Raw genomic sequence first — 24,972 nt, forward strand, 5'->3', positions numbered from 1 at the left:
GACTTCTACCTTTATTAAAGCGACGAGTATTTCTTGCGCAGACGCTGACGAATCAGTTCCGCGAGGGTGTTCATGATGAACGTGAACAGCAGCAGCACCAGTGCCGAGAGGAACAGCACGCGGTAATGGCTACCACCCACCTCCGACTCCGGCATCTCCACCGCGACGTTCGCCGCCAGGGTGCGCAGGCCCTCGAACAGGTTCATCTCCATGACCGGGGTGTTGCCGGTGGCCATCAGCACGATCATGGTCTCGCCGACGGCGCGGCCCAGGCCGATCATCAGCGCCGAGAAGATGCCCGGGCTGGCGGTGAGGATCACCACCCGCGTCATGGTCTGCCAGGGCGTGGCGCCCAGGGCCAGGGAGCCCAGGGTCAGGCTGCGCGGCACGCTGAACACGGCGTCTTCGGCGATCGAGTAGATGTTCGGAATCACCGCGAAGCCCATGGCCAGGCCGACCACCAGGGCGTTGCGCTGGTCGTAGGTGATGCCCAGGTCGTGGGAGATCCACAGGCGCATGTCGCCGCCGAAGAACCACGACTCCAGGTGCGGGCTCATGAACAGCGAGAGCCAGCCGACGAACAGGATCACCGGGATCAGGATCGCGCTTTCCCAGCCGTCCGGCACCCGCAGGCGCAGCGATTCGGGCAGGCGGCTCCAGGCGAAGCCGGCCACCAGGATGCCGATCGGCAACAACAGCAGCAGGCTGAAGATCCCCGGCAGGTGGCCTTCGACATACGGCGCCAGGAACAGGCCGGCGAAGAAGCCGAGAATCACCGTTGGCAGCGCCTCCATCAGCTCGATCACCGGCTTGACCTTGCGGCGCATGCCCGGGGCCATGAAGTAGGCGGTGTAGATCGCTGCGGCGACGGCCAGCGGCGCCGCCAGCAGCATGGCGTAGAACGCGGCCTTCAGGGTACCGAAGGTCAGCGGCGACAGGCTCAGCTTGGGCTCGAAGTCGGTGTTGGCGGCGGTCGATTGCCAGACGTACTTGGGTGCGTCGTAGTTCTCGTACCAGACCTTGCTCCACAGCGCGCTCCAGGACACTTCCGGATGCGGGTTGTCGAGCAGCAGCGGCTGGATCTTGCCACCCTGTTCGACGATCACCCGGTTGGCCCGCGGCGACAGGCCGAACAGGCCCGGACCGTCGACCACCTGCTCGACCAGCAGGGTACGGTGCGCAGTACTGTGGAACACGCCGAGCTTGCCGGCGGCATCCAGGACGACGAAGCCCTTGCGACGCTCTTCGGCGCTGATCTCGACGATCGGCGCGTTGCCCATCTGGAAGCTGCGGATCGGCTTCAGGCGCAGTTCGCCATCGGTGTCACGGGCCATGAACCACTGGCCGAGGCCGCCCTTGGAGTCACCGATGATCAGCGAGATGCCACCGACCAGCTGTGCACTGGCGGTCACTTCGGCGTTGGCGTCCTCAAGCAGCTTGTAACGGCCATTCAGGCTCTTGTCGCGCAGGCTGAACACGTCGGCCTGGGCACGCCCGTTGATCACATACAACCACTGCTGGCGTGGATCGATGTAGATCGCCTTCACCGGCTCGGTCATCTGCGGCAGATCGATGCTCTTCTGCTCGCTGGTGACCTCGCCGGTCATCATGTTTTCTTCCTTGGTCAGCGCCAGCACGTGCAGTTGCGCACCATTGGAACCCACGGCGATCAGCGTCGAGTCGCTGGCGTTGAGGTTCACGTGCTCGAGGGCATGCCCTTGCTCATCCAGGGTGATCGGCGTCTCCCCGTACGGGTATTCGATCGTCGGGGTGATGGTCTTCTTGCCATCCGGGTAGGTCACCTTGTAGCTGTGGCGGAACACCAGCGCCTGGCCGTTGGACAGGCCGACGATAACCAGCGGGACGCCCGGCTGGTCCTTGCTGATGGCGGTGACTTTGGTACCGGCCGGAATCGGCAGGTTCACCCGCGACAGCTCGGCAGCGCCTTCGACAGCGAAGAACAGCACCTGCCCCTGGTCGGAAACCCGCATGCCGACCTGGTTCTGTTCTTCCAGGGAGATCATCAGCGGGTTGCCGGCATCGCGCATCCAGGCCGGACTGATGGCTTTTTCCGCCGTCAGCGAGGCACCCTGGAACAGCGGCATGACCACATAGCCGAGGAAGAAGAAGATCAACGTGATCGCCGCCAGGACGGCCAGGCCGCCAACGAATACATACCAGCGGGTCAGGCGGTCCTTGAGCGCACGAATTTGGCGCTTGCGCTTGAGTTCAGGCGTATTGAAGTCAATGCGCTTGGGGGGAGAAGTCGTAGTCATGGTGGAATTGGCCAGATCGTTCATGCGCACACCCTAGCGATCCTGTATGACAGAAAGATGACAGTGCAGTGACGCACGGAAGCCGCCGCCCAGCATGGCTGGCAGCGGATTCGGAAATTTAGTGCGCGGGTTGCCGGTTGCCTGCGAAGCGTCCTTCCAGGATCGCTTTCGCGGGCAAGCCCGCTCCCACATACCGGAGCCAGTGGCCTGTACGGTTGATTCGGATACTCAAATCCAGGTTCAGGGACTTGGAGTTGGGTGTGCGATCAGCCACACAGGCCACCAGACGCCGGCCCGGTGCTTACTTCTTGGCGCCTTCGCTCAGGCCCAGGTCAGCCAGCGCCTTGGCGGCAACCTTGGCTGGCAGCGGGATGTAACCGTCCTTGACTACGACTTCCTGGCCCTGCTTGGACAAAACCAGCTTCACGAACTCGGCTTCCAGCGGGGCCAGAGGCTTGTTCGGAGCCTTGTTGACGTAGACGTACAGGAAGCGCGACAGCGGGTATTTGCCGTTCAGGGCGTTTTCTTCGCTGTCTTCGATGAAGTCGGTGCTGCCTTTCTTGGCCAGGGCCACGGTCTTCACGCTGGCGGTCTTGTAGCCGATACCCGAGTAGCCGATGCCGTTCAGCGAGGAGCTGATGGACTGCACCACGGAAGCCGAACCCGGCTGCTCGTTCACGTTAGGCTTGTAGTCGCCCTTGCACAGGGCTTCTTCCTTGAAGTAGCCGTAGGTGCCGGATACCGAGTTGCGGCCGAACAGTTGGACCGGCTTGTTGGCCAGGTCGCCGGTCACGCCCAGGTCGCCCCAGGTCTTGACGTCGGCCTTGGCGCCGCACAGACGGGTCGAGGAGAAGATCGCGTCAACCTGTTCCATGGTCAGGTGCTGGATCGGGTTGTCCTTGTGCACGAATACCGCCAGGGCATCGACAGCGACCGGGATGGCGGTCGGCTTGTAGCCGTACTTCTGCTCGAAGGCCGCCAGTTCGGTGTCCTTCATCTTGCGGCTCATGGGGCCGAGGTTCGAAGTACCTTCAGTCAGTGCGGGCGGTGCGGTAGCGGAACCGGCGGCCTGAATCTGAATGTTCACGTTCGGATATTCTTTCTTGTAGCCCTCAGCCCACAGGGTCATGAGGTTTGCCAGGGTATCGGAACCGACGCTGGACAGGTTGCCCGACACGCCTTGGACTTTGGTATAGGCGGGAATGGACGGATCTACACCAGCGGCCACCGCGTGGGCAGTCGCGACGCCAGCAGCGACAAAGGTCATTGCCGCCATCAAACGTTTCAGTTTCATGCCTTACTCCTAGCAGAGAGGTTATGTTAAGTCGGGGCCAAGTATCGGCAGGCCGCATGAACACTCTATGACTGGTATGTGACAATTAGATGAAAGGCCAGCATCCGCGAGGATGACTGGCCTTTATCCATGAAACGCTGGAAACCCGGAAAAACGTAACTTAGCGGGACTTGGACCAGAGGTAGCCGCCCACCAGCACGCCGACGCTGCAAATGATTGCAACATAATACGCAGGCCCCATCGGGCTGTCCTTGAGCAGCAGGGTCACCACCATCGGCGTCAGGCCGCCGAAGATCGCGTACGCCAGGTTGTAGGAGAACGACAGGCCGCTGAAACGCACCACCGCCGGGAACGCCTTGACCATCACGTAAGGCACCGCACCGATGGTGCCGACGAACAGGCCGCTCAGGGCGTACAGCGGGAACAGCCACTCGGGATGGGCCGCCACGGTGCTGTAGAAGGTCCAGAAAGTGGCCATCAGCGCCAGGCTGCCGATGACGAACACCCGCCCCGCACCGAAGCGGTCGGCCAGGGCGCCGGAAGCGATGCAGCCCAGGGTCAGGCACACGATCGCCAGGCTGTTGGCCTGCAGCGACACCGTCGGAGTGAAGTGAAAGACGGTCTGCAGTACGGTCGGGGTCATCAGGATCACCACCACCACGCCAGCCGAGAGCAGCCAGGTCAGCAGCATCGAGATGATGATCGCGCCACGGTGGTCACGCAGCACCGCGCCGAGGGGAATGCCGTCGGACAATGCCTTGCGCTGCTGCAGCTCGGCGAATACCGGGGTCTCGTGCAGCCAGCGGCGCAGGTACACCGAGAACAGGCCGAACACGCCGCCCAGCAGGAACGGGATACGCCAGGCGTAATCGCTCACTTCCAGCGGGCTGTAGAGGCTGTTGATCAGGGTCGCGACCAGCGAGCCCAGCAGGATGCCGGCGGTCAGGCCCGAAGTCAGGGTGCCGCAGGCGAAGCCGATCTGCCGCTCCGGCACGTGCTCGGCGACGAACACCCAGGCGCCCGGAACCTCGCCACCGATGGCGGCACCCTGGATCACCCGCATCAGCAGCAGCAGGATCGGCGCCCAGATGCCGATCTGCGCGTAGGTCGGCAGCAGGCCCATGATCAGGGTCGGCACGGCCATCATGAAGATGCTCAGGGTGAACATCTTCTTGCGGCCCAGCAGGTCGCCGAAGTGCGCCATGACGATACCGCCCAGCGGCCGCGCCAGGTAACCGGCGGCGAAGATCCCGAAGGTCTGCATCAGGCGCAGCCATTCCGGCATCTCGGCCGGGAAGAACAGCTTGCCGACCACCGCCGCGAAAAACACGAAGATGATGAAGTCGTAGAACTCCAGCGCGCCTCCCAGGGCCGACAGCGACAGCGTCTTGTAGTCATTACGGGTCAGCGGGCGCGCGGGCGGCGCAAGGCTGGGAGACACAGTACTCATGCAAGGCTTCTCTTATATTTACTGATAGGTCTGTAGGTGGCCCGGCCGCAACGTCACCGGTGTCGATCCGGCAAAGATCGCACAAGCACGGTTGTAGTAAAACGATAAACCGGTAAAACATATCGTCGGCAGCCTGACGCTCGCCAGGCCGATGGCACTCGAGGCAGCAGGCGGGCAGGAAAATCTCCTGCGGCCCCACCCGTTCACCCCGCCCATGCACAAGCGCGGATGGCCGGGAAAAGATAATAAAATGTTTCAGAAAGTAAGTAATGTCCCGATATAGAGCGATCGAAAGGGCTTTCTGACGGTCGAAGTCAAGCGGGTCGCTCGATATACTGGTGGCTGCCACCCTGCAAGGGTGCTGTGCAAAAACGTCGCTGGAAGCTCCCTCCAGCCGGTTTTGCAGAGTTTCCCTTGAGTACGCCTTAGAGAAACGTGACGAACGTAGCATGTTCGGGCTGAATCGTTTTTCCTGAAGACGTCCATTCACCTGCAATACCCACGTAGCGTCATGGGTCAGAGGCCCTGGATATGATCGAACTCGAACAAGAAGACCCCATCCCGCAAGGCGATCTCGCCCTGCAAATCACCGCCTTGCCCCGCGAAACCAACGGTTTCGGCGATATCTACGGCGGCTGGCTGGTCAACCAGATGGACCTGGCCGGCACCGCCATGTCCAGCAAGATCGCCGGTGGCCGGGTGGCCACGGTGGCCATCGACCGCATGGCGTTCCTCGTGCCGGTGGCGGTCGGGGCCCAGCTGTCCTTTTATACCCAGGCCCTGGAAATCGGCCGCAGCTCGATCCGGATGATGGTCGAAGTGTGGAGCGACGACCCGCTGTCCAGCGAATGGCGCAAGGTCACCGAAGCGGTGTTCGTCTTCGTCGCCATCGACGGCAGCGGCCGCACCCGCTCCGTGCCACGGCGCACCTAAACCCGCGGCGTTTTTTGCGGTCCATTGCAGTCCCTGTTGCCGAGCGAGAACCCCATGAACACGCCACACGTTGAAACGGTCAAGCTGGATGAACTCAACTGCTGGAAGATCAGCCACGGCCAGGCCGAGCTGCTGGTCGCCCAGCAGGGAGCACACATCCTCAGTTATCAGCTGGCCGGCGAACCGCCGGTGATCTGGCTCAACGACCAGGCCCAGTTCAAGCACGACAAGAGTATCCGCGCCGGCGTGCCGGTATGCTGGCCCTGGTTCGGCGTGTTCCAGCGCAACCCCGACAGCGTCCAGGCGATGCGCCAGACCAGCGAGGCGCCGACCGCCCACGGTTTCGTCCGGACCCGGGAATGGAACCTGCAGGGCATCCAGGCCGATAACGACGGCGTACTGGCCGAATTCACCCTGCCGCTGCCCGAAGGCGGCTTTGCGGGCTGGCCGCACAAGGTCGGGCTGAAACTGGCGGTGCATCTGGGCGAGAAGCTGCACATCAGCCTCACCAGCGAGAACCTCGACGATCATCCGGTCACCCTGAGCCAGGCGCTGCACACCTACTTCGCGGTCAGCGATGTGCGCAACGTGCACGTCGACGGCCTCGATGGCCTGACCTACATCGACACGACGGATGACTGGAAACAGGTCCGGCAGCAGGGTGAGCTGCATTTCACCGGCGAAACCGACCGCATCTACCTGGATACCCCGGCGCAATTGAGCATCGTCGACCCGACCTGGGAGCGGCGTATCGAGTTGACGGCCGAGAACTCGCGTTCGACGGTGATCTGGAACCCGTGGATCGACCGGGCCAGCCAACTGGCCGACCTGGCTGACGATGGCTGGCAGAAGATGCTGTGCATCGAGACGGCGAACGTGATGAATGACGTGGTGACGCTGGCGCCGGGCGCCAGTCATGCGCTGGGCGTGACCATCGGCAGCCGCCGCCTGGGTTAGGACCGGGGCGCCTGGCTCGCGGCGGTCCGCCGCCGCGAACAGCGACCTGACCGACCAACACCCTACAAATCCGACTCCTTCACCACCCGCACCTTCGCCGCATCCAGCGCATAGGCCGCATCGGCCAGGTCATTGCTGACCTTCTCGACCTTCAGGGTGCCGGTCACCCACAACGGCGTGTAGATATCGTCCAGCTTCAGGCCCTTGGGATAACGCACCAGCACCAACTGGTTCGGCGGTGGCGGCGGCACGTGGATGCAGGCGCCCGGATAGGGAACCAGGAAGAACAGCGTGCTGCGGCCCTTGGCGTCGGTTTCCAGCGGCACCGGATAACCACCGATGCGGATGTCCTTGCCGTTCATGGCGGCTACGGTCTTGGTCGAATACATCACCGCCGGCAAGCCCTTGGCCTGCTTCAGCCCACCCTTGGCGGTAAAGGTACCGTTGGCTTCCGGGGAGTTGTGGCTGATCTCCGGCATTTGCTCGAGGGCTTTCTGATCCGATTTTGGCATCAGTTCCAGCCAGTCGGTTTCCGGCAGCTCGGCCGCATGGGCCAGGCCGCTGCCCAGCAGGAGAAGTGTCAACAGGAGACGACGCATGAGGAACTCGGCAGGAGGGAATCAAGTCGCGCATTCTAGCCCCTCTGCGCGGGTTGCACAGAGGGGGTTGCGCAGGTCGCTCAGTTCTTTTTGATCAGCCCGTAGATCACCAGCAGGACGATGGCGCCGACCACCGCGCCAATGAAACCGGCACCCTGCCCGGCGTGGTAGATGCCCAGTGCCTGACCACCGTAGGTCGCGGCGATCGAACCGCCGATACCCAGCAGAATGGTCATGATCCAACCCATGCTGTCATCGCCCGGCTTGAGAAAACGCGCCACGAGGCCAACGATCAAGCCGATGAAGATGGTTCCGATGATACCCATGACGTTTCCTCTGAATGATTGCCCCCAACTGAAGCCTAGTTGGGCCCCAGCATCTTGCCATCAGAGGACGGCGGGGACCGATGGTTCCCGCCCGCCTGGATAACTTTTACTCGGCGATCAGCGCTTCGACCCGCAGGATCTGCTGCTGCAGCGTAGCCCGGTCGGCACAGCGCAGGTTGGCGTGACCGACCTTGCGCCCGGCCTTGAATGCCTTGCCGTAGTGGTGCAGATGGCAATCGGCGATCGCCACCACGCGCTCCACCGGCGGCACGCTGCCGATGAAGTTGAGCATGGCGCTCTCGCCGACCTTGGCGGTCGAGCCCAATGGCAGGCCGGCGACCGCCCGCAGGTGGTTCTCGAACTGGCTGCACTCGGCGCCGTCGGTGGTCCAGTGCCCGGAGTTGTGCACGCGCGGGGCGATCTCGTTGGCCTTCAGGCCTCCGTCGACCTCGAAGAACTCGAACGCCATCACGCCGACGTAGTCCAGTTGCTTGAGCACCCGGCTGGAGTAGTCTTCGGCCAGGGCCTGCAACGGGTGGTCGGTACTCGCCACCGAGAGCTTGAGAATGCCGTTCTCGTGGGTGTTGTGCACCAGCGGGTAGAAACGGGTTTCGCCATCGCGGGCACGCACGGCGATCAGCGAGACTTCGCCGGTGAACGGTACGAAACCTTCCAGCAGGCAGGGCACGCTGCCCAGTTCGGCGAAGGTGCCGACCACGTCGGCCGCGCTGCGCAGGACCTTCTGGCCCTTGCCGTCGTAGCCCAGGGTGCGGGTCTTGAGCACGGCCGGCAGGCCGATGCTGGCCACCGCCGCGTCGAGGTCGGCCTGGGACTGGATGTCGGCGAAGGCCGGGGTCGGAATCCCCAGGTCCTTGAACATGCTCTTCTCGAACCAGCGGTCACGGGCGACGCGCAGGGCTTCGGCGCTCGGGTAGACCGGGACGAACTGCGACAGGAAGGCCACGGTTTCCGCCGGCACGCTTTCGAACTCGAAGGTCACCAGGTCGACTTCCTCGGCCAATTGGCGCAGGTGGTCCTGATCGCCGTAATCGGCTCGCAGATGTTCGCCCAAGGCGGCCGCGCAGGCATCCGGCGCCGGGTCGAGGAAAGCGAAGTTCATCCCCAGCGGAGTGCCTGCCAGGGCCAACATGCGGCCCAGTTGGCCGCCACCGATTACACCGATCTTCATCGTCAAAAACCTCAGGCGATGCGTGGGTCTGGATTGTCCAGAACGCTGTCTGTCTGCTCAGTACGGAATTTTTTCAGCACGGCGTGGAACTGCGGGTGCTTGGCGCCCAGGATGCTCGCCGACAGCAGTGCGGCGTTGATCGCGCCAGCCTTGCCGATGGCCAGGGTGGCGACCGGAATGCCGGCCGGCATCTGCACGATCGACAGCAGCGAGTCCACACCCGAGAGCATCGACGACTGCACCGGCACGCCCAGGACCGGCAGGTGGGTCTTGGCCGCACACATGCCAGGCAGGTGGGCTGCGCCACCCGCGCCGGCGATGATCACCTCGATACCGCGGCCCTCGGCCTCTTCGGCATACTGGAACAGCAGGTCCGGGGTGCGGTGGGCCGATACCACTTTCACCTCGTAGGGAATACCGAGCTTTTCCAGCATATCGGCGGTGTGGCTAAGGGTGGACCAATCGGACTTGGAGCCCATGATCACGCCAACCAGTGCGCTCATCGTCGTGCCTCTTCTCTTGGGCGCCCGCGGGCGCGTCAAAAAACAACAAGCCACGCGGGAGGACCGGCGTGGCTTGTCATGCGAATAATGGCCGGGCAAACCGACCGAAGGCCGCGCAGTATACCGAAAAAAGCGCGTTTGACGCACCTTTGTCGCTGGGTCGATGTTAGCCGCTGAAGGCCGGTTTACCTGACTTTCAGGTCAATCCGAACCCAGCTCGAACGCCGCCCTTGTGGAAGCCGAACGCTGTGGGAGCAGGATTTTTCCGCGAATGGAGCGGCGCGGTTTTTCCGGACTACGCGTCATCGTTCTTCGCGGATAAACCGGGACGCCGGACCGCCGGCTCCTACAGGGGCCCAGCCTGCACCCAGACGGTTTGTTTCAGTTCGTCACCACTGCCTGCGCCGTACCGCTCTCCAGCTTGCGCCACAGCAGCCGCACGTTGGCCTTGCGCACCAGTGCACAGCGATACAGGCGGATCTCCAGCGGCACATGCCATTGCGGGCCGCCGCACACCACCAGTTCTCCCCGCGCCAACTCGGCCCGCACGCTCAGTTGCGGCACCCAGGCGATTCCCAGGCCCTCCAGCGCCATGCCCTTGAGGCTGTCGGCCATGGCCGTCTCGTACACCGTGGTAAAACGCAGGTTGCGCTGGCGCAGCAACAGGTTCACCGAGCGCCCGAGAAAGGCCCCGGCGCTATAGGCCAGCAATGGCACGCTACCCTCGCCCTCCAGGTCGAACAGCGGCTTGCCATCCGGCCCCACCGCGCACACCGGCAACATCTCGGTCTGCCCCAGGTGCAGCGACGGGAAGATCTCCGCATCCATCTGCAACGCCGCATCCGGGTCATAGAAGGCCAGCATCAGATCGCAACCGCCCTCGCGCAACGCATGCACCGCGTCCCCGACGTTGGTCGCCACCAGCCGCGTGGCGATGTTCAGGCCCTCGTTGCGCAACTGCGCGACCCAGCGCGGGAAGAACCCCAGCGCCAGGGAGTGCGCGGCGGCCACCTGCATCACCTCGCCCTGACCGCTTTCCAGGTGATGCAGGTGGCGCACCACCTCGCCCAACTGCTCGACCACCGTACGCGCCGTCACCAGGAACAACTGCCCCGCCGCCGTCAGCTCGATGGGGGTGCGCGAGCGGTTCACCAGGGTCAACCCCAGCGCCGCCTCCAGACTGCGGATCCGCCGGCTGAAGGCCGGCTGCGTGACGAAGCGGCGCTCGGCAGCCTGGGAAAAGCTGCGGGTGGCCGCCAGGGCACTGAAATCTTCCAACCATTTGCTTTCGAGATTCATCAACTTCTCCGTCACGCGCACCATTTTGGTTCACACGATCGTCACGCACGCCGCGTCACACCTGCATTATGCCGTTTATGCATGGGGCAGTGTGCAACAGCATTGGCCCAAAAAACCGCACAGGCCTAGCATTGGCGACGTTCCGGCATCGACCGGGTTCATATCGAGATGATTTCTATCATGTCCTCCGCTGCATCCTTCCGCACAGAAAAAGACCTCCTTGGCGTACTTGAAGTACCCGGCGACGCGTACTACGGCATCCAGACCCTGCGAGCGGTGAACAACTTCCGCCTCTCGGGCGTTCCGATCTCGCACTACCCGAAATTCGTCGTGGCCCTGGCCATGGTCAAGCAGGCCGCCGCCGACGCCAACCGCGAACTGGGCCACCTGAGCGAAGCCAAGCACGCTGCCATCAGCGAGGCCTGTGCCCGCCTGATCCGCGGCGACTTCCACGAGCAGTTCGTGGTGGACATGATTCAAGGCGGCGCTGGCACCTCGACCAACATGAATGCCAACGAAGTCATCGCCAACATCGCGCTGGAGGCCATGGGCCACAGCAAGGGCGAATACCAGTACCTGCACCCGAACAATGACGTGAACATGGCGCAGTCGACCAACGACGCCTACCCGACGGCCATCCGCCTGGGTCTGCTGTTGGGCCACGACGCCCTGCTCGCCAGCCTGGAGAGCCTCATCCAGGCCTTCGGCGCCAAGGGTGAAGAATTCGCCCACGTCCTGAAAATGGGCCGCACCCAGCTGCAGGACGCCGTACCGATGACCCTCGGCCAGGAATTCCACGCCTTCGCCACCACCCTCGGCGAAGACCTGGCACGCCTGAAGACCCTGGCACCGGAAGTACTCACCGAAGTCAACCTGGGCGGTACCGCGATCGGCACCGGCATCAACGCCGACCCACGCTACCAGAACCTGGCGGTAGAGCGCCTGGCGACCATCAGCGGCCAGCCGCTGGTACCGGCTGCCGACCTGATCGAAGCCACCTCCGACATGGGCGCCTTCGTACTGTTCTCCGGCATGCTCAAGCGTACCGCAGTCAAGCTGTCGAAAATCTGTAACGACCTACGTCTGCTGTCCAGCGGCCCACGCACCGGCATCAATGAAATCAACCTGCCAGCGCGTCAGCCAGGCAGCTCGATCATGCCCGGCAAGGTCAACCCGGTGATCCCGGAAGCGGTCAACCAGGTGGCGTTCCAGATCATCGGCAACGACCTGGCCCTGACCATCGCGGCCGAAGGCGGCCAACTGCAACTGAACGTGATGGAACCGCTGATCGCCTTCAAGATCTTCGACTCGATCCGCCTGCTGCAACGCGCCATGGACATGCTGCGCGAACACTGCATCGTCGGCATCACCGCCAACGAGACCCGCTGCCGCGAGCTGGTGGAACACTCCATCGGCCTGGTCACCGCGCTGAACCCGTACATCGGCTATGAAAACGCCACCCGTATCGCCCGTGTCGCCCTCGAAAGCGGCCGCGGCGTACTGGAACTGGTGCGCGAGGAAGGCCTGCTCGACGAAGCGATGCTCGCCGACATCCTGCGCCCGGAGAACATGATCGCTCCACGTCTGGTGCCCCTGAAGGCCTGACCTTCAGCCACCTGATCGCAACACGCTCACCAGGTCGAGGGACTAGACACCTCTCACCTTTTGAGGGCTTGAAGGTCCATCCTTCAAGCCCTTTTTTTTGACTGGATTTTTCATAGTGAAAACGCCCTGCCGATCGTCTACCGGACAGCGGTACTCGTCATCCGACTGGCGAGGTGTCAGGGACAACGCTTACAGGGTTATTCATGAAAAATGACAGGCTGTGCAGACGCTGGCAGTCCTGATCGGTATAGTGCCGCCCCTCTTCGCGTAAGCGATCCGCGGCACAGCGGCACTGAAACACGCGAAACAACACTAAAAACAACCCGCGCAAGCTCGGGAAGACCTGTCGCCAGCCCACACTGCCCGCAACACCGGGTGTTGACGCGACCGGCCGATCGAGCCGCCTTTGCAAAAAAAGCGAGGATCCATCCATGCTTGAAGTCATCAACGACTTCCTCTCAGGGAAAGTACTGATCGTGCTCATCGTCGGGCTCGGCAGCTACTTCACACTCCGTTCACGGTTCGTCCAGTTCCGCCACTTCGGCCACATGTTCGGGGTTTTCAAGGAATCCCTGCGCGGCCAGGCCGGCCAACTGAGCTCGTTCCAGGCCCTGATGCTGAGCCTGGCCGGCCGCGTCGGCGCCGGTAACATCGCCGGTGTCGGTATCGCCGTGACCCTCGGGGTCCGGGCGCCGTGTTCTGGATGTGGGTCACCGCACTGGTCGGCATGTCCAGCAGCTTCTTCGAATGTACCCTGGCCCAGGTCTACAAGCGCGCCGATGGCGATGGCCTGTACCGTGGCGGTCCGGCCTACTACATCCAGCACGGCCTCAAGCTGAAAAGCATGGCCATCGTGTTCTCGATCCTGCTGCTGGTCACCTACGGCTTTGCCTTCATCGGCCTGCAGTCCTACACCGTGACCCACTCGCTGCAGAACGCCTTCGCCTTCGATCCGAAGCACACCGGCATCGTCCTGGCCGTGCTGCTGGCCATCACCTTCATCGGTGGCATCAAGCGTATCGCCGCCGTGTCGGACCTGCTGGTACCGATCAAGACCCTGGCCTACATCGGCGTGACCCTGTACGTGATCGGCACCCAGATCGAACACGTGCCAGCCATGCTGGAAACCATCTTCAAAAGCGCCTTCGGCCTCGACCCGGCCTTCGGCGGCCTGCTCGGCAGCGCCATCGTCATGGGCGTGAAGCGTGGCGTGTTCGCCAACGAAGCCGGCCTGGGCAGTGCCCCGAACGTGGCCGCCGTGGCGGCCGTGAAACACCCGGGCGCCCAGGGCGTGGTGCAGGCGTTCAGCGTGTTCCTCGACACCTTCGTGATTTGCACCTGCACCGCGCTGCTGATCCTGCTGTCGGGCTTCTACACCCCGGGCTTCGAAGGGGACGGCATCGTCCTGACCCAGAACTCCCTGGCCGCCGTGGTCGGTGACTGGGGCCGGATCTTCGTCAGCGTTGCGCTGTCGCTGTTCGTCTTCACCTGCATCCTCTACAACTATTACCTGGGCGAGAACAGCCTGCAGTTCCTCAGCCGCAACCGTGCCGTGCTGATGGCCTTCCGCGGCCTGGTGCTGGCGCTGGTGGTCTGGGGTTCGATGCAGGACCTGTCGACCGTGTTCGCCTTCGCCGACATCACCATGACCTGCCTGGCGTTCGTCAACCTGGTCGCCCTGGCGCTGCTGTTCAAGGTCGGCCTGCGGGTGATGCGCGACTACGACGAACAGCGTCGTGCCGGCATCAAGCAGCCGGTGTTCGACGCCAGCAAGTTCAACGACCTGGACCTGGACCGTGCCGCCTGGCCGGCCAACCCACAGGTTGAAAGCGCCGCCCAAGGCGTACCGGTGACACAACGCTGATGCAACCTGCGGGCGGCGCCCTGCCGTCCGATGCGCCCCAGTGAGCCAGCACTCACTGGGGTTACAGCCCCTTCCTACAGACTCCAGCAACATCCTCCAGATATATCTGTAGCAATTCCTATAGACCGTCCGAGCACTACACCCCGCCATAACGCCCGGGGTAGGCTTGCCTCAAGTTGCCGTGCATAGACAGGAAAGTTCTCGCCGGTTGTGTGAACGCACTGTCTTCCAACAATAAGAAACACGCCAGGCCAATCGCACAAAAGAGCAACTTGTTACGTTCAAGTAACAGCTTCGGGCCAGACACCGACGCCTTGTCACGCCTGCAAACAGGCGCCGACAGCCTTATGTGTCGCATCGGCCCATTACCTCACGAGCCAATCGGGACGGGCATTCTGCCCCGAACGGATGAAGTGTGCCGGTCACGGAAGTATTGGCTCTTTCTTATTCGAACAGTTGCCGGAGCAGCCTTGGGAAAAGCATGAAAAAACAAGTCGTACTGGCCGCGCTGTGCAGCCTTGTTTCCGTACCGGCCTTGGCCGACAAGCCCCTGATGTGTACACCGGTGACAGCGGCCCAGATCGAAGTCCTGTTCGATGAATGGAACGCGGCGTTGCAGACCGGTGATGCGAAAAAGGTCGCGCAAGAGTATCTCTACGATGCCGTGCTGCTGCCCACCGTATCGAACAAACCACGCTTGACCGACGCCGAGCGCATCGACTACTTCGAGCACTTTCCTGGCCAACAAGCCGAGCGGCAGGATCGACAGCCGCACCATCCGCACCGGCTGCAACGAAGCGATCGACATCGGTACCTACACCTTCGCCTTCAAGGACAAGCCGAGCGTGTCCGCCCGCTACACCTTCACCTATGCCTGGAGCAGCGCCAACGGCTGGAGAATCTCGACCCACCACTCCTCGGCGATGCCGGAGACGTGATGGGCAACCGGCTCCCAGATTGCTGAGCCGGAATCCCGGCCCCCTCAATCTCGTGGCGAGCAGGCTTGCCCGCGCTGGGGCGCGAGGCGGCCCTGAAACCCGTGTACTCGATATGTCAGGATGATCGAGCCGGTAGGTTTTGCGACTGCTTCGCAGCCGAGAGCGGCGGTGCGGCGTTCCGACAAGCCCGCTCGCCACGACAGCCTCTCTCCCCCTCCCAACCACCGACAAACCGCGATGCATGAAACATTGCGTTTCAAGACAAATCCCTTTTACTTGAGGGATATTTCCTAGAAAATTCCAACGTATTGCGCCTGTCCAGCCGCGTGACTATCGTCGTTGCGTCACCGCTCTTTCGCGGTGATCGGGTTTAGCAGCCCACGCTCAATAGGCACACAGCGCCCCCATGCCTCATGGCCGGCGTTTTTTCACGCCCCCAGTCTCACGGCGGCTGTGCGTGGGGCACCTTCGGGTGCGCCGGTTTCCTATTGGCCGGTCTGCTAACCCGCGTACAGCTGCCACCCACTCGTTTAGCAGCGACAGGTGCCAACTCCCATGCCGCAATAGGAGTGACACCATGCACAAGCCAGTCCCCGATCCACCCAGCCAAGCCACCCACCGCCGCATCACGGCGATCCTGCAACAGGCCAACGCCGACCTGCTGCAAGTGCTCAACGACCAACCCCACGAACCGCCTCTGCTGCAAGCCCTGAAGGAAACTGCCGCCCGCCCCGGCGACCTGCGCGACGGCCGCCATCGCTCGCTGTTCGACGTCAAGGCCGGTATCGACGCCGAAACCACCCTCAACCACGTCTCCCTGCTGCTGCGCTGCGCCGAAGAGGTCTCCGATGAAATCACCGAACAGGGCAGCGGCATCGAACGCGGGCTGATCTGGTCGATGGTGCATTCGGTGGAAATGGCCCGGGCCCTGGTGGATGCGTTGCTGGACGGATCACAACCGGTAGGAGAACGAGGGTGAGCAAAGATGATTGGGAGACGCCTGGCCCTGTCAATCAATGCAGCTATCCATTTCCGAAGGGCCATTCTTGAACACATGGACAATTTCAAGGATGCCTCTGTGGCCCAGCAACGCCTCTCGGATATTCAGTCAGGCCGAAGTAACGCCATAACACTGGAGGAACTGGAACAACTACATGGTGTGGAACGCTCTGATTGCTAGAAACTTCGCGAGAAACTCTGCATCCTGCAAGAGCGTGTCGACCTCAGGAAAGACTTCTGCGGCACGCAACTTGCTCGACTCAAGCACCTCCCAAGGCCGGAATCGAGCATGCTCCACTCCCACCTGACCACCCTCAACGCCGTTTCCCTGGTGCTCAAGACCTTCCGCGAACAGGGCCTGCCCGACGACACGCTGCTGGCCGGCAGCGGCATCAGCGCCGCGGACCTGAGCCGCGCCGACACCCGCATCACCACCAACCAGGAGATGCAGGTGTGCGCCAACGCCGTGGCCCTGCGTCGGGAAATCGGCCTGGAACTGGGGCGGCGCATGCACGTCTCGTCCTACGGCATGCTCGGTTACGCCCTGCTCACCAGTGCCACCTTCGGTGACGCCTTGCGCCTGGCCCTGCGTTATCCGGCGCTATTGGGAACACTCTTCGAACTGAGCCTGGAGGAAGACGGCGAGCGCATCTGGTTCACCGCCGCGGACTACCGCGAAAGCCCGCAACTGGCGACCTTCAACGTCGAGTTCTGCCTGGTCTCGCTGAAAGTCATCTGCGACGACCTGCTCGGCCGTCCCCTGCCCCTGCTCGCCGCACGCTTCGAACACGACGCGCCGGACTACCAGGCCGACTACACCACCAGCTTCGACTGCCCGCTGCAATTCTGCGCCACCCGCAACGCCTTCGCCTTCGACCGCACCTGGCTGGACCAGCCGCTGCCGCTGGCCGACCCGATCACCCACCAGGCCATGGCCGAACGCTGCCGCAAGCAGAATCTGGAGTTCACCGGGCGCCAGGCCTGGCTCGGACGCATCCGCCAGTTGCTCGCCGCCCAGTTGCACACCGCGCCCGGCCTGGAAGGCTTGGCCGAACAGATGAACTGCTCGGCGCGAACCCTGCGCCGGCACCTGCGCGACCTCGGCTGCAGCTACCAGGAACTGCTCGACGAACTACGCTTCGAGCGGGCCAAGCAACTATTGGCCGACGACCAGTTGCCGATCCACCGGATCGCCGACGAACTGGGCTTCAGCGAAACCGCCAGCTTCCGCCATGCCTTCGTGCGCTGGAGTGGCGTCAGCCCGAGCCAGTTCCGGCCCTGACCGAGCGTGCCACCCAACGGTGCGGCGCTGCCTCATTCAGGGGCGAAATCAGGACAGAGGTTTTGGCCATATCGATCCCCTTTTGGCCGCTCCTGCCGTTCTCCGATCCGCGCCGGGCATCAAGAATGAGCCCACGTCCACGCCAACGGAGAACAATAAATGCTGACGGTCTACTCAGATGATCACCACCTGCACCACGGCCGCTGCGAGCTGATCGACGGGCAACTGATGCCCTGCTTCGAGATGCCTTCGCGCGCCGACCACGTACTCGCCCGTGTCCGCCACCAGGCCCTGGGGCCGGTGCGTGAGCCCGAGGACTTCGGCCTCGAACCGATCCGCCGCATCCACGACGCCGCCTACCTGGACTTCTTCAAGGGCGCCTGGGACCGCTGGGCCGAACTGGGCCAGGACGGCGACCTGCTGCCGTTCACCTGGCCGGCGCGCACCCTGCGTCAGGTCCTGCCCAAGAGCCTGCATGGCCAGCTCGGCTATTACAGCTTCGACGGTGGCGCACCAATCACCGCCGGTACCTGGCAGGCCGCCTACAGCGCAGCGCAGGTCGCCCTCACCGCCCAGGCCGAGATCCAGCGCGGCGCCCACAGCGCCTTCGCCCTCTGCCGGCCACCGGGGCACCACGCCGCCAGCGACCTGATGGGCGGCTACTGCTACCTGAACAACGCCGCCATCGCGGCCCAGGCGTTCCTCGACCAGGGCCGCGCCAAGGTGGCGATCCTCGACGTCGACTACCACCACGGCAACGGCACCCAGTCGATTTTCTACGAGCGCAGCGACGTGCTCTTCACCTCGATCCACGGTGACCCGCAAGCCGAGTTCCCGTTCTTCCTCGGCTATGCCGACGAACTGGGCGAAGGCGCCGGCGAGGGTTTCAACTTCAACTACCCGCTGGCCGCCGGCAGCGGCTGGGAGCGCTGGAGCACGGCGCTGGAGCAGGCCTGTGGCGAGATCGAGCGCTACGACGCCGACGTGCTGGTGGTTTCTCTCGGCGTGGACACTTTCAAGGACGATCCGATTTCCCAATTCAAGCTCGACAGCCCCGACTACCTGCGCATGGGCGAACGCATCGCCCGCCTGGGCAAGCCGACGCTGTTCGTGATGGAAGGCGGTTATGCGGTGGAAGAAATCGGCATCAATGCCGTGAACGTACTCGAAGGTTTCCAGAACGCCCAATGAGGAACTAGAAGAATGAACAGACTCAAGCGTCTCATCGCCCCGGCCCTGTGCGCCGCCGTGCTCAGCGGCGCGGCGCACGCCGAAGACCGTACCCTGCGGGTATACAACTGGTTCGACTACATCACGCCCAAGGCCCTGGACGACTTCAAGGCGCAGAACAGCCAGGTCAAGCTGGTCTACGACATCTTCGACACCAACGAGGCGCTGGAGGCCAAGCTGCTCACCGGCAATTCCGGCTATGACGTGGTGGTGCCGTCCAACGTGTTCCTCGCCAAGCAGATCGAGGCCGGAGTATTCCAGCCGCTGGACCGCAGCAAGTTGCCGAACTGGAACCACCTCGATCCCAAGCTGATGAAGCTGCTGGAGGCCAACGACCCGGGCAACCAGTTCGCCGTGCCCTACATGTACGGCACCATCCTGATCGGCTTCAACCCGGCCAAGGTCAAGGCGGCCCTGGGCGACAACGCGCCGGTGGACAGCTGGGACCTGATCTTCAAGGAAGAGAACATCAGCAAGCTCAAGCAGTGCGGCGTCGCCCTGCTCGACTCGCCGTCGGAGATCCTGCCGCTGGCCCTGCAGCACCTGGGCCTGAACCCCAACAGCAAGAACCCCAAGGACTACGAAAAGGCCGAGGCGTTGATGCTGAAGATTCGCCCCTACATCACTTATTTCCACTCGTCCAAATACATGGCCGATATCGCCAACGGCGACATCTGCGTCGCCGTCGGCTACTCCGGCAGCTTCTCCCAGGCCGCCAACCGCGCCAAGGACGCCAAGAACGGCGTGGTGGTGGACATGCGCCTGCCCAAGGAAGGCGCGCCGATCTGGTTCGACATGCTGGCGATCCCCAAGGGCGCCAAGGACCCGGAGGACGCCTACACCTTCATCAACTACCTGCTGCAACCGCAGGTGATCGCCCCGATCAGCGACTTCGTCGGCTATCCGAACCCGAACAAGGATGCGACCGAAATGGTTGATCCGACGATCCGCCACAACGCCAACCTGTACCCCACCGAGGCGGCGATGAAGACCCTCTACACCCTGCAGCCGCTGGACCAGAAGGCCGAACGGGCCCGCACCCGGGCCTGGACGCGGATCAAGTCGGGGACTTGAGGCGCAGCCCTGTCGCCGCCCCCGTGGCGACAGGGCCTACACCTGGCGGTCCGGCGACAGGAACAGTTCGGCGGCCGAGGTCGGGTCGATCGTGTAACGCTGGATGTCATCGATGCTCTGCCCCGAATTCTGCTGGGCCTTCTGGAAGCTCCTCCCCAGGAAACGCTGCTGCGGCGTCTTGAGATGGGCCGCGGTAAAACGGGCATCCGCCGCCTCCAGGCTCGCATAGTGAAAGTGCGCGTACCACAGCGGGGTACGCTGCAGATCGGCGATCTCGTACTCCTGCAGAAAGTCCCGGCCCTTGCCGCCGGACATGTCCTTGCGCGGCCCGAGGCGCCGGATCCTGATCTGCTGCCGGCTCTTGAGGTACGCCACGCCAATGACCGAGGGCGGGTCGAGCTTCACTCTTTCGATACGCAGGCGTACGCCCTGGGCGCGCAGGAGTTTCGCGCCGGCGTCGAGCTTGTCCACCAGCTCTGCGGGATACTCCTCCAGCCCCTGGGTCAGCGCCTGCAGCTTGACCGACAGCTCGCTGAACAACCCGGCCTCATTGGCCAACAGGGTCTCGATATCGGCCGGGCCATGCGCGATACGCAGGTTCTTCTCGCCCCTGTGCAGCCGGCCAGGCAAGGAGTCGAGCAATTGGCGGGCCTGGTACTTCAGGGTGTTGAGTTTCTTCCTGGCCCGCACACTCAGCTCGCCGGCACCGCCCAGCAACAGGGGACCGCGGTCCAGTTGCCAGCTTCCCGAAGCCGTGCGGGTCAACCAGGGCCCCTGTAACGCCGGGTGGTTGTCATTGACGATCCTCACCCCTTCGAGGGTGCGCGAAACCCGAAACCATTCGCCGTCGACATGGGCATAGAACAAGCCGTCGCGCTGGTACAGGCCCTGCCATTCACCCACGGCTGCCGACATGACGTCGGGCACCTCGGCCGCCAGGTGGAACGGTTTCAGCCGCTCCAGCTCGGATGCGGTCAGCTCACGTCCTCGGCGGGTCCAGATGAAGGCCGGCAGCGTCCTGCTGCCACCGCTCCATGGGCTGAGGACCGAGCCACCGACACCGACGACGGGCGATGGGCCGAGTGCCAGCCGGCGGTGATAGACCAGCACGGCCGCCAGGTTCAACAGCACATCGGCGAACGCCGCCCAGGGGCTGCGGTTATTCGGCTCGGCCAGCGCCTTGAGGCTGGGCAGCAGTTGCACGATCAGCCCCACGCCCGCCAGAGGACCTGGCGCCCATGGCAGCAGCAGGTTGAACAACGCCCAGCCGAGGTTGGTTAGGCGCTGCCGGCGTGCTTCGGCATTGGACACCGTGACCGCCTCGGCGTGTCTGATCAGCGCTTCGATGCTGGCATCGAACAGAGCGTCGGTGACCCGGCCGGACAACACCGCGGTATCCAGTGTGGGCGGCTCGGGAATCGCGGGCAGTGTCCAGTCGTCGATGATCAGCTGCGACAGATGCGGCTCAATGAAGCCACCCCGCTCATAGATCCTGCGACTGTAGTCATCGAGGCCCGCCAGCACCGATTGTTGCAATTGCCCCTCGACCTGGATGGCCGCCAGCAGGTGCGCGAGCGAGGCGAACTCGAGCAAGGGCTCTGCCGCCGCCGGTCGCAAGAGCACCTGCGGCCCCCGGTCGACGCTCCGCGGGCCGATCACGAAATGATTGAGTACCTGGTCCGCCGTCGCGCCAGGGTGCGCCCGCAAGGCCAGGGGCCGGACCACGATGGACTGTCCCGACACCACCAGAGCCTGGGTGCCGAGACTCATCACGGCCTCGACGTAAAGCTGCGCAGGCTCCGTCAGCCGCTGCGTCAACCGCAGCTCCAATGCCAACATCGGCAACAGCACCTGCAGGTACAGGCTGAACAGCGAGTACTGTCGATAGCGCTCGGCCGGATTGCACTTGAGCTTGCGCTTGAGCAAGGCGGGATAGGTGGCACCGATGTTGGCCTCGCTCACGGCTGCACGCAGCCGCTCAAAGGTCATCCAGGCCGGTACCGGCGTCTCAGGCTTGCCGTAGTGAATCTGCGCGACGGCGGAGAGTGGAAAGGCCTCGATGTTCTGCAGCGCCATGTCCGTGTAGTCCTCGGTGGACGAGCGGGTGCGCTGGTCCAGGCCAGGGTTGAAACCCCGGTCGGCGGTTTCCCACGAACTGTTGTCCCTCTGGGTGAGCGTCACGCGGATATGGCCAACCGATACCCCCTCGGCCCTGGAGTCGAGCCTGGTCAGGCTCTTGGCCAGCTCCTGTTCGGCAAATTCGAGAATGCCGGGAATGCCATCGAGAAACGCCTTGCCGCCCAGGGACCGATGCACTTGCGCCAGCCTGCTGACATAGCGGGCGTAGGTGCTACGGTCCGCAGTCGAGGCCTGCTGCAGCCAGTCGGGCAGCAGCTCGTGCAACGGCCGCAGCTTCGCTTCATGGTCGGAGTGAAAGGCTCCCAGCAGCCCCTGTGCCCCGGTCAGCTCTTGCAGGTGCTGGTCGAGCCTGGCGCGGTCGCTGTAGTCGCCCGGTTCGAGCGTGGCGATGTGCTGCAACTGGCGGGTCAGCAGGGTGGCCGTCAGGGCATCGAAGACATGATGGTCCGCCGAATAGTCGGCCGGGCCCGGCTCATCCTCACTCAAGGTCATCTCCAGCGCCTCGATGGAGTCGAACGCCTCGATGCCCCCAGCAGCGTGTACAACAACACGATCTGTCGCTGGCCGACCTCACGCGTCAGCAGCAGTGCCTGCCGGTACAGCGTCTCGGAGCCCTGGGCACGGGTGCCGACCAGCATGATGCGCGCCCTCGCGCAACTCTCTCCCAGCGCCTGGGAACGGCCCTGAAAATCCGGAAAATCGAGGACGGCCTGTACCGTGTCCAACTCCTCGCCCGTGAGTACAGCACTGGCCTGGCGCAACTGGGCCGCGATGAAGTCCGATAGTTGCTGCCAGGGCGAAGCCCCTTGTGACGGGTTCCAGAAATCCGCCAGGCCCTGCCACGACGAAGCAGGCGAACTCCAGAAATCCACCAGGCTCTGCTGGTAGGCATCGAGCAATGACGGCGCCCATTCGCTTATCAGCCCTTCCACCGTGTCCACCGGCAGACGCAGCAGTTGTGGCGTCTCGGCGCCCGGATCAAGCGTCAGGTAGCTGCCCAGGGGATGAATCGGCGCGGCCTTGCCCAGCCAACAGTCAATCAGCCGATGGGTCAGCGGGACGATCTGCCGGGTCGCCGGTGCATCACTGCCGGCGCCCACCGTGAGATTGATGAAAGCCGCATTGCGCAGCTGTTTTCCCTGGGCCGGGAAATGCTCCTCCAGCATCGCCTGCACCAGCTCGGCCGTGGCGCGCTCGAGACTGGGACGAGCGGCCAGGCAATCAGCGAGGCTGAAGACGTGGGAGGCCTGATCGCTCTCGCTCACCGGAGCCAGAACGCAAGAGAGGGGACTTGAAGCATTGGACATGACAAAAGGTCTCGGGGCTGAAGAATCTGGCCCTCGACCATAGTCATGCGCCGCTCACGGGAGGCGGTAACTAAGTAGTCCGGCGTTGCCGCCTGGTCAGTCCCGCCAGGCCTCGCGCAAACGTCCCAGGGCCGCCTCGATGTCCGCCTCCGGCACCGCCGCAAACCCCAGGACCAACCCGGCGTGGCGCTCCGCCGGCGGCTGCGGCGGGGTGATCCAGAAGCTGCTCAAGGAGCTGATCTCGACGCTGACAGCCACCGCCCGGGCGATCAGTTCCTGCTCCCGCTCCAGGCTCTCGACCGGTACCGTCAGGTGCAGGCCGGCGACCGCTTCCGGCAGGCTGCCGCAGCCGCGGATATCGGTCGGCCAATGGGCCAGCAGGGTGTTGCGTCGGCTCAGGGCGGCCCGGCGCATGCGGCGGATATGCCGCTGGAAATGCCCGGCGGCCATGAACTCGGCCATCACCGCCTGGGTGCTGACTTCCGAGTGGCGCATGTCCAGTGCGCGCCGCTGGGAAAAGGCGTCCACCAGCGTCGGCGGCAACACCAGGTAACCCAGGCGCAGCGCCGGAAAGGCGATCTTGCCGAACGTGCCGACGTAGAGCACCCGCCCCTGCCGGTCCAGGGCCGCCAACGGTGCCAGCGGCGCGCCGCTGTAGCGGTACTCGCCGTCGTAGTCGTCCTCGACGATCCAGCCGCCGGTGCGTTCGGCCCAGGCCAGCAGCTCCAGGCGCCGCGCCAGGCTCATGATCACCCCGGTGGGGTATTGATGAGCCGGCGTGACATAGGCCAGCCGGCAGTCCGGCAACCGCCCGAGTTCGGCACAGTCCAGGCCCTCGTCATCCACCGCCACGCCATGCACCGTCGCCCCGGCTACCGCGAACGCCAGCCGCGCCGCCCGGTAGCCGGGGTTTTCCACCGCCACGCCGTCGCCGGGGTCCACCAGCAACTGTGCACAAAGGCTGATGCCCTGTTGTGCACCGCTGGTGATCACAATTTGTTCAGGCGAGCAGGACAAACCACGGGAACTGCGCAGGTACGCTGCGATCAGGCTGCGCAACTGCCTCTCCCCCGCCGGCTCGCCGTAGCACAGCTGCGCCAGGTCCGGTTTTCTCCAGAAAGCCGCCTGCAGCTTGGCCCAGACGCCGAACGGGAACAGGTCGAAAGCCGGCACTCCTACCCGAAAAGCCCGTGGCGGACCCTCCGGCGGCTCGTACATCGCGTTGCGCTCGATGCGCTCCAGCGCCTGATTGTGGATAACTTTACTGGACGAAATCCCAGTATCTTTCACCGATTTTGTGAATAACTCTGTTGATAAGCCTGTTGAAAACCCTGTGGATACTTTTGTGGACAACTTTCTGATCGGCAGCGCCTTGTCTGGCAATCGCGCAACGTAGGTGCCATCGCCAATCCGCCCCTCGATGAAGCCCTCGGCATACAGCTGGTCATAGGCCCGGACCACGCTGTTGCGGGAGATCCCCAGGGCACTGGCCAGGTCGCGACTGGCCGGCAGGCGGCTGCCACTGGCCAGGCGTCCGTCCAGCACCCGCAGGCGCAGGGCCTGGTAGAGCTGGCGGCTGAGGCCCTTGGCCGGATCCAGCTGGATCCCGGCAGGGTCGAACGACAGGGGCAGCGATGGACTGGGCATGGCATTGGACCTATGAAAATCACCAACAATGGCTCTTACAACCAACCAATAGCCTGCCTAG

Annotated in this window: 18 protein-coding genes and 2 pseudogenes; 9 read left to right on the plus strand and 11 right to left on the minus strand. The window is 63.7% G+C overall.

Annotated features, from left to right (window positions below; translation table 11 throughout):
- Window positions 1-14: 14 nt before the first annotated feature.
- From ACZ5KU_RS31040 to ACZ5KU_RS31050, 3 genes are all read right to left on the minus strand, one after another.
- Entirely contained in the window at window positions 15-2,048 is a 2,034-nt protein-coding gene (locus ACZ5KU_RS31040; protein WP_192842713.1) for an ABC transporter permease subunit, read from the minus strand.
- Between the two features lie 529 nt (window positions 2,049-2,577).
- The gene (locus tag ACZ5KU_RS31045) at window positions 2,578-3,570 is read right to left on the minus strand and encodes a phosphate ABC transporter substrate-binding protein PstS (protein ID WP_054058592.1); all 993 of its coding nucleotides are present in this window, start codon (window positions 3,568-3,570) and stop codon (window positions 2,578-2,580) included.
- A 160-nt stretch (window positions 3,571-3,730) separates the two neighbouring features.
- On the minus strand, window positions 3,731-5,020 hold the full coding sequence (locus ACZ5KU_RS31050; RefSeq protein ID WP_054058589.1) for an MFS transporter: 1,290 nt from the start codon (window positions 5,018-5,020) through the stop codon (window positions 3,731-3,733).
- A gap of 531 nt (window positions 5,021-5,551) precedes the next feature.
- Between ACZ5KU_RS31050 and ACZ5KU_RS31055 the strand changes: the two genes are divergently transcribed.
- Both ACZ5KU_RS31055 and ACZ5KU_RS31060 read left to right on the plus strand, forming a co-directional pair.
- Window positions 5,552-5,953, plus strand: a complete 402-nt coding sequence (locus ACZ5KU_RS31055) for an acyl-CoA thioesterase (protein WP_010447769.1) — start codon at window positions 5,552-5,554, stop codon at window positions 5,951-5,953.
- Between the two features lie 54 nt (window positions 5,954-6,007).
- Window positions 6,008-6,910, plus strand: coding sequence for a D-hexose-6-phosphate mutarotase (locus ACZ5KU_RS31060; RefSeq protein WP_054063466.1), 903 nt, complete (start codon window positions 6,008-6,010; stop codon window positions 6,908-6,910).
- Between the two features lie 62 nt (window positions 6,911-6,972).
- Here the strand turns inward: ACZ5KU_RS31060 and ACZ5KU_RS31065 are convergent, their stop codons facing one another.
- The 5 genes from ACZ5KU_RS31065 to ACZ5KU_RS31085 form a co-directional block, all read right to left on the minus strand.
- Window positions 6,973-7,509, minus strand: coding sequence for a DUF3299 domain-containing protein (locus tag ACZ5KU_RS31065; RefSeq protein WP_054058587.1), 537 nt, complete (start codon window positions 7,507-7,509; stop codon window positions 6,973-6,975).
- 80 nt (window positions 7,510-7,589) lie between these two features.
- Window positions 7,590-7,835, minus strand: coding sequence for a GlsB/YeaQ/YmgE family stress response membrane protein (locus ACZ5KU_RS31070; protein WP_054058586.1), 246 nt, complete (start codon window positions 7,833-7,835; stop codon window positions 7,590-7,592).
- A 106-nt stretch (window positions 7,836-7,941) separates the two neighbouring features.
- The gene (locus tag ACZ5KU_RS31075) at window positions 7,942-9,024 is read right to left on the minus strand and encodes a 5-(carboxyamino)imidazole ribonucleotide synthase (RefSeq protein WP_419737227.1); all 1,083 of its coding nucleotides are present in this window, start codon (window positions 9,022-9,024) and stop codon (window positions 7,942-7,944) included.
- Between the two features lie 11 nt (window positions 9,025-9,035).
- Window positions 9,036-9,527 (minus strand): 5-(carboxyamino)imidazole ribonucleotide mutase, encoded by a 492-nt coding sequence (gene purE, locus ACZ5KU_RS31080; RefSeq protein WP_054058584.1) that lies wholly within the window; start codon window positions 9,525-9,527, stop codon window positions 9,036-9,038.
- 381 nt (window positions 9,528-9,908) lie between these two features.
- Window positions 9,909-10,826 (minus strand): LysR substrate-binding domain-containing protein, encoded by a 918-nt coding sequence (locus tag ACZ5KU_RS31085; protein ID WP_054058583.1) that lies wholly within the window; start codon window positions 10,824-10,826, stop codon window positions 9,909-9,911.
- 180 nt (window positions 10,827-11,006) lie between these two features.
- Between ACZ5KU_RS31085 and aspA the strand changes: the two genes are divergently transcribed.
- The 7 genes and pseudogenes from aspA to ACZ5KU_RS31120 all read left to right on the plus strand — a co-directional run bounded on the left by aspA (window position 11,007) and on the right by ACZ5KU_RS31120 (window position 19,818).
- Window positions 11,007-12,431 carry an aspartate ammonia-lyase gene (gene aspA / locus ACZ5KU_RS31090; protein ID WP_054058582.1) on the plus strand — a complete coding sequence of 475 codons (1,425 nt, stop codon included), beginning with the start codon at window positions 11,007-11,009 and terminating at the stop codon, window positions 12,429-12,431.
- 431 nt (window positions 12,432-12,862) lie between these two features.
- A pseudogene (locus ACZ5KU_RS31095) lies at window positions 12,863-14,295 on the plus strand (alanine/glycine:cation symporter family protein).
- A gap of 481 nt (window positions 14,296-14,776) precedes the next feature.
- Window positions 14,777-15,233, plus strand: a pseudogene (locus ACZ5KU_RS31100) (SgcJ/EcaC family oxidoreductase).
- Window positions 15,234-15,810: 577 nt separating this feature from the next.
- A complete protein-coding gene (locus ACZ5KU_RS31105) occupies window positions 15,811-16,212 on the plus strand; it encodes a DUF6124 family protein (RefSeq protein ID WP_054057936.1) in 402 nt (133 codons plus the stop codon).
- A 309-nt stretch (window positions 16,213-16,521) separates the two neighbouring features.
- Complete coding sequence (locus ACZ5KU_RS31110; protein ID WP_054057937.1) at window positions 16,522-17,514, plus strand: AraC family transcriptional regulator; 993 nt, start codon at window positions 16,522-16,524, stop codon at window positions 17,512-17,514.
- Between the two features lie 159 nt (window positions 17,515-17,673).
- On the plus strand, window positions 17,674-18,705 hold the full coding sequence (locus ACZ5KU_RS31115) for a histone deacetylase family protein (RefSeq protein WP_416771072.1): 1,032 nt from the start codon (window positions 17,674-17,676) through the stop codon (window positions 18,703-18,705).
- A gap of 12 nt (window positions 18,706-18,717) precedes the next feature.
- Window positions 18,718-19,818 carry a polyamine ABC transporter substrate-binding protein gene (locus ACZ5KU_RS31120; protein ID WP_054057938.1) on the plus strand — a complete coding sequence of 367 codons (1,101 nt, stop codon included), beginning with the start codon at window positions 18,718-18,720 and terminating at the stop codon, window positions 19,816-19,818.
- Between the two features lie 36 nt (window positions 19,819-19,854).
- On the opposite strand, the gene ACZ5KU_RS31125 is transcribed toward ACZ5KU_RS31120, so the two are convergent.
- The 3 genes from ACZ5KU_RS31125 to pdxR form a co-directional block, all read right to left on the minus strand.
- Window positions 19,855-22,449 (minus strand): dermonecrotic toxin domain-containing protein, encoded by a 2,595-nt coding sequence (locus tag ACZ5KU_RS31125; RefSeq protein ID WP_464736669.1) that lies wholly within the window; start codon window positions 22,447-22,449, stop codon window positions 19,855-19,857.
- Window positions 22,446-23,222: a hypothetical protein gene (locus tag ACZ5KU_RS31130; protein ID WP_464736670.1), complete on the minus strand. Its 777-nt coding sequence runs from the start codon at window positions 23,220-23,222 to the stop codon at window positions 22,446-22,448. Before ACZ5KU_RS31130 ends, ACZ5KU_RS31125 begins: the two co-directional genes overlap by 4 nt.
- A gap of 138 nt (window positions 23,223-23,360) precedes the next feature.
- Window positions 23,361-24,911: a MocR-like pyridoxine biosynthesis transcription factor PdxR gene (gene pdxR, locus ACZ5KU_RS31135; protein WP_464736671.1), complete on the minus strand. Its 1,551-nt coding sequence runs from the start codon at window positions 24,909-24,911 to the stop codon at window positions 23,361-23,363.
- Window positions 24,912-24,972 lie beyond the last annotated feature (61 nt).

It is taken from the genome of Pseudomonas sp. Tof1 (genome assembly GCF_055390395.1).

Excerpts from the sequence above, each read along its gene's own strand:
- ACZ5KU_RS31040 (WP_192842713.1), bottom strand. The coding sequence starts at position 2,048 with ATGCGCGATGCCGGCAACCCGCTGATGATCTCCCTGGAAGAACAGAAC.
- ACZ5KU_RS31045 (WP_054058592.1), bottom strand. The coding sequence starts at position 3,570 with ATGAAACTGAAACGTTTGATGGCGGCAATGACCTTTGTCGCTGCTGGC.
- ACZ5KU_RS31050 (WP_054058589.1), bottom strand. The coding sequence starts at position 5,020 with ATGAGTACTGTGTCTCCCAGCCTTGCGCCGCCCGCGCGCCCGCTGACC.
- ACZ5KU_RS31055 (WP_010447769.1), top strand. The coding sequence starts at position 5,552 with ATGATCGAACTCGAACAAGAAGACCCCATCCCGCAAGGCGATCTCGCC.
- ACZ5KU_RS31060 (WP_054063466.1), top strand. The coding sequence starts at position 6,008 with ATGAACACGCCACACGTTGAAACGGTCAAGCTGGATGAACTCAACTGC.
- ACZ5KU_RS31065 (WP_054058587.1), bottom strand. The coding sequence starts at position 7,509 with ATGCGTCGTCTCCTGTTGACACTTCTCCTGCTGGGCAGCGGCCTGGCC.
- ACZ5KU_RS31070 (WP_054058586.1), bottom strand. The coding sequence starts at position 7,835 with ATGGGTATCATCGGAACCATCTTCATCGGCTTGATCGTTGGCCTCGTG.
- ACZ5KU_RS31075 (WP_419737227.1), bottom strand. The coding sequence starts at position 9,024 with ATGAAGATCGGTGTAATCGGTGGCGGCCAACTGGGCCGCATGTTGGCC.
- purE (WP_054058584.1), bottom strand. The coding sequence starts at position 9,527 with ATGAGCGCACTGGTTGGCGTGATCATGGGCTCCAAGTCCGATTGGTCC.
- ACZ5KU_RS31085 (WP_054058583.1), bottom strand. The coding sequence starts at position 10,826 with ATGAATCTCGAAAGCAAATGGTTGGAAGATTTCAGTGCCCTGGCGGCC.
- aspA (WP_054058582.1), top strand. The coding sequence starts at position 11,007 with ATGTCCTCCGCTGCATCCTTCCGCACAGAAAAAGACCTCCTTGGCGTA.
- ACZ5KU_RS31105 (WP_054057936.1), top strand. The coding sequence starts at position 15,811 with ATGCACAAGCCAGTCCCCGATCCACCCAGCCAAGCCACCCACCGCCGC.
- ACZ5KU_RS31110 (WP_054057937.1), top strand. The coding sequence starts at position 16,522 with ATGCTCCACTCCCACCTGACCACCCTCAACGCCGTTTCCCTGGTGCTC.
- ACZ5KU_RS31115 (WP_416771072.1), top strand. The coding sequence starts at position 17,674 with ATGCTGACGGTCTACTCAGATGATCACCACCTGCACCACGGCCGCTGC.
- ACZ5KU_RS31120 (WP_054057938.1), top strand. The coding sequence starts at position 18,718 with ATGAACAGACTCAAGCGTCTCATCGCCCCGGCCCTGTGCGCCGCCGTG.
- ACZ5KU_RS31125 (WP_464736669.1), bottom strand. The coding sequence starts at position 22,449 with ATGACCTTGAGTGAGGATGAGCCGGGCCCGGCCGACTATTCGGCGGAC.
- pdxR (WP_464736671.1), bottom strand. The coding sequence starts at position 24,911 with ATGCCCAGTCCATCGCTGCCCCTGTCGTTCGACCCTGCCGGGATCCAG.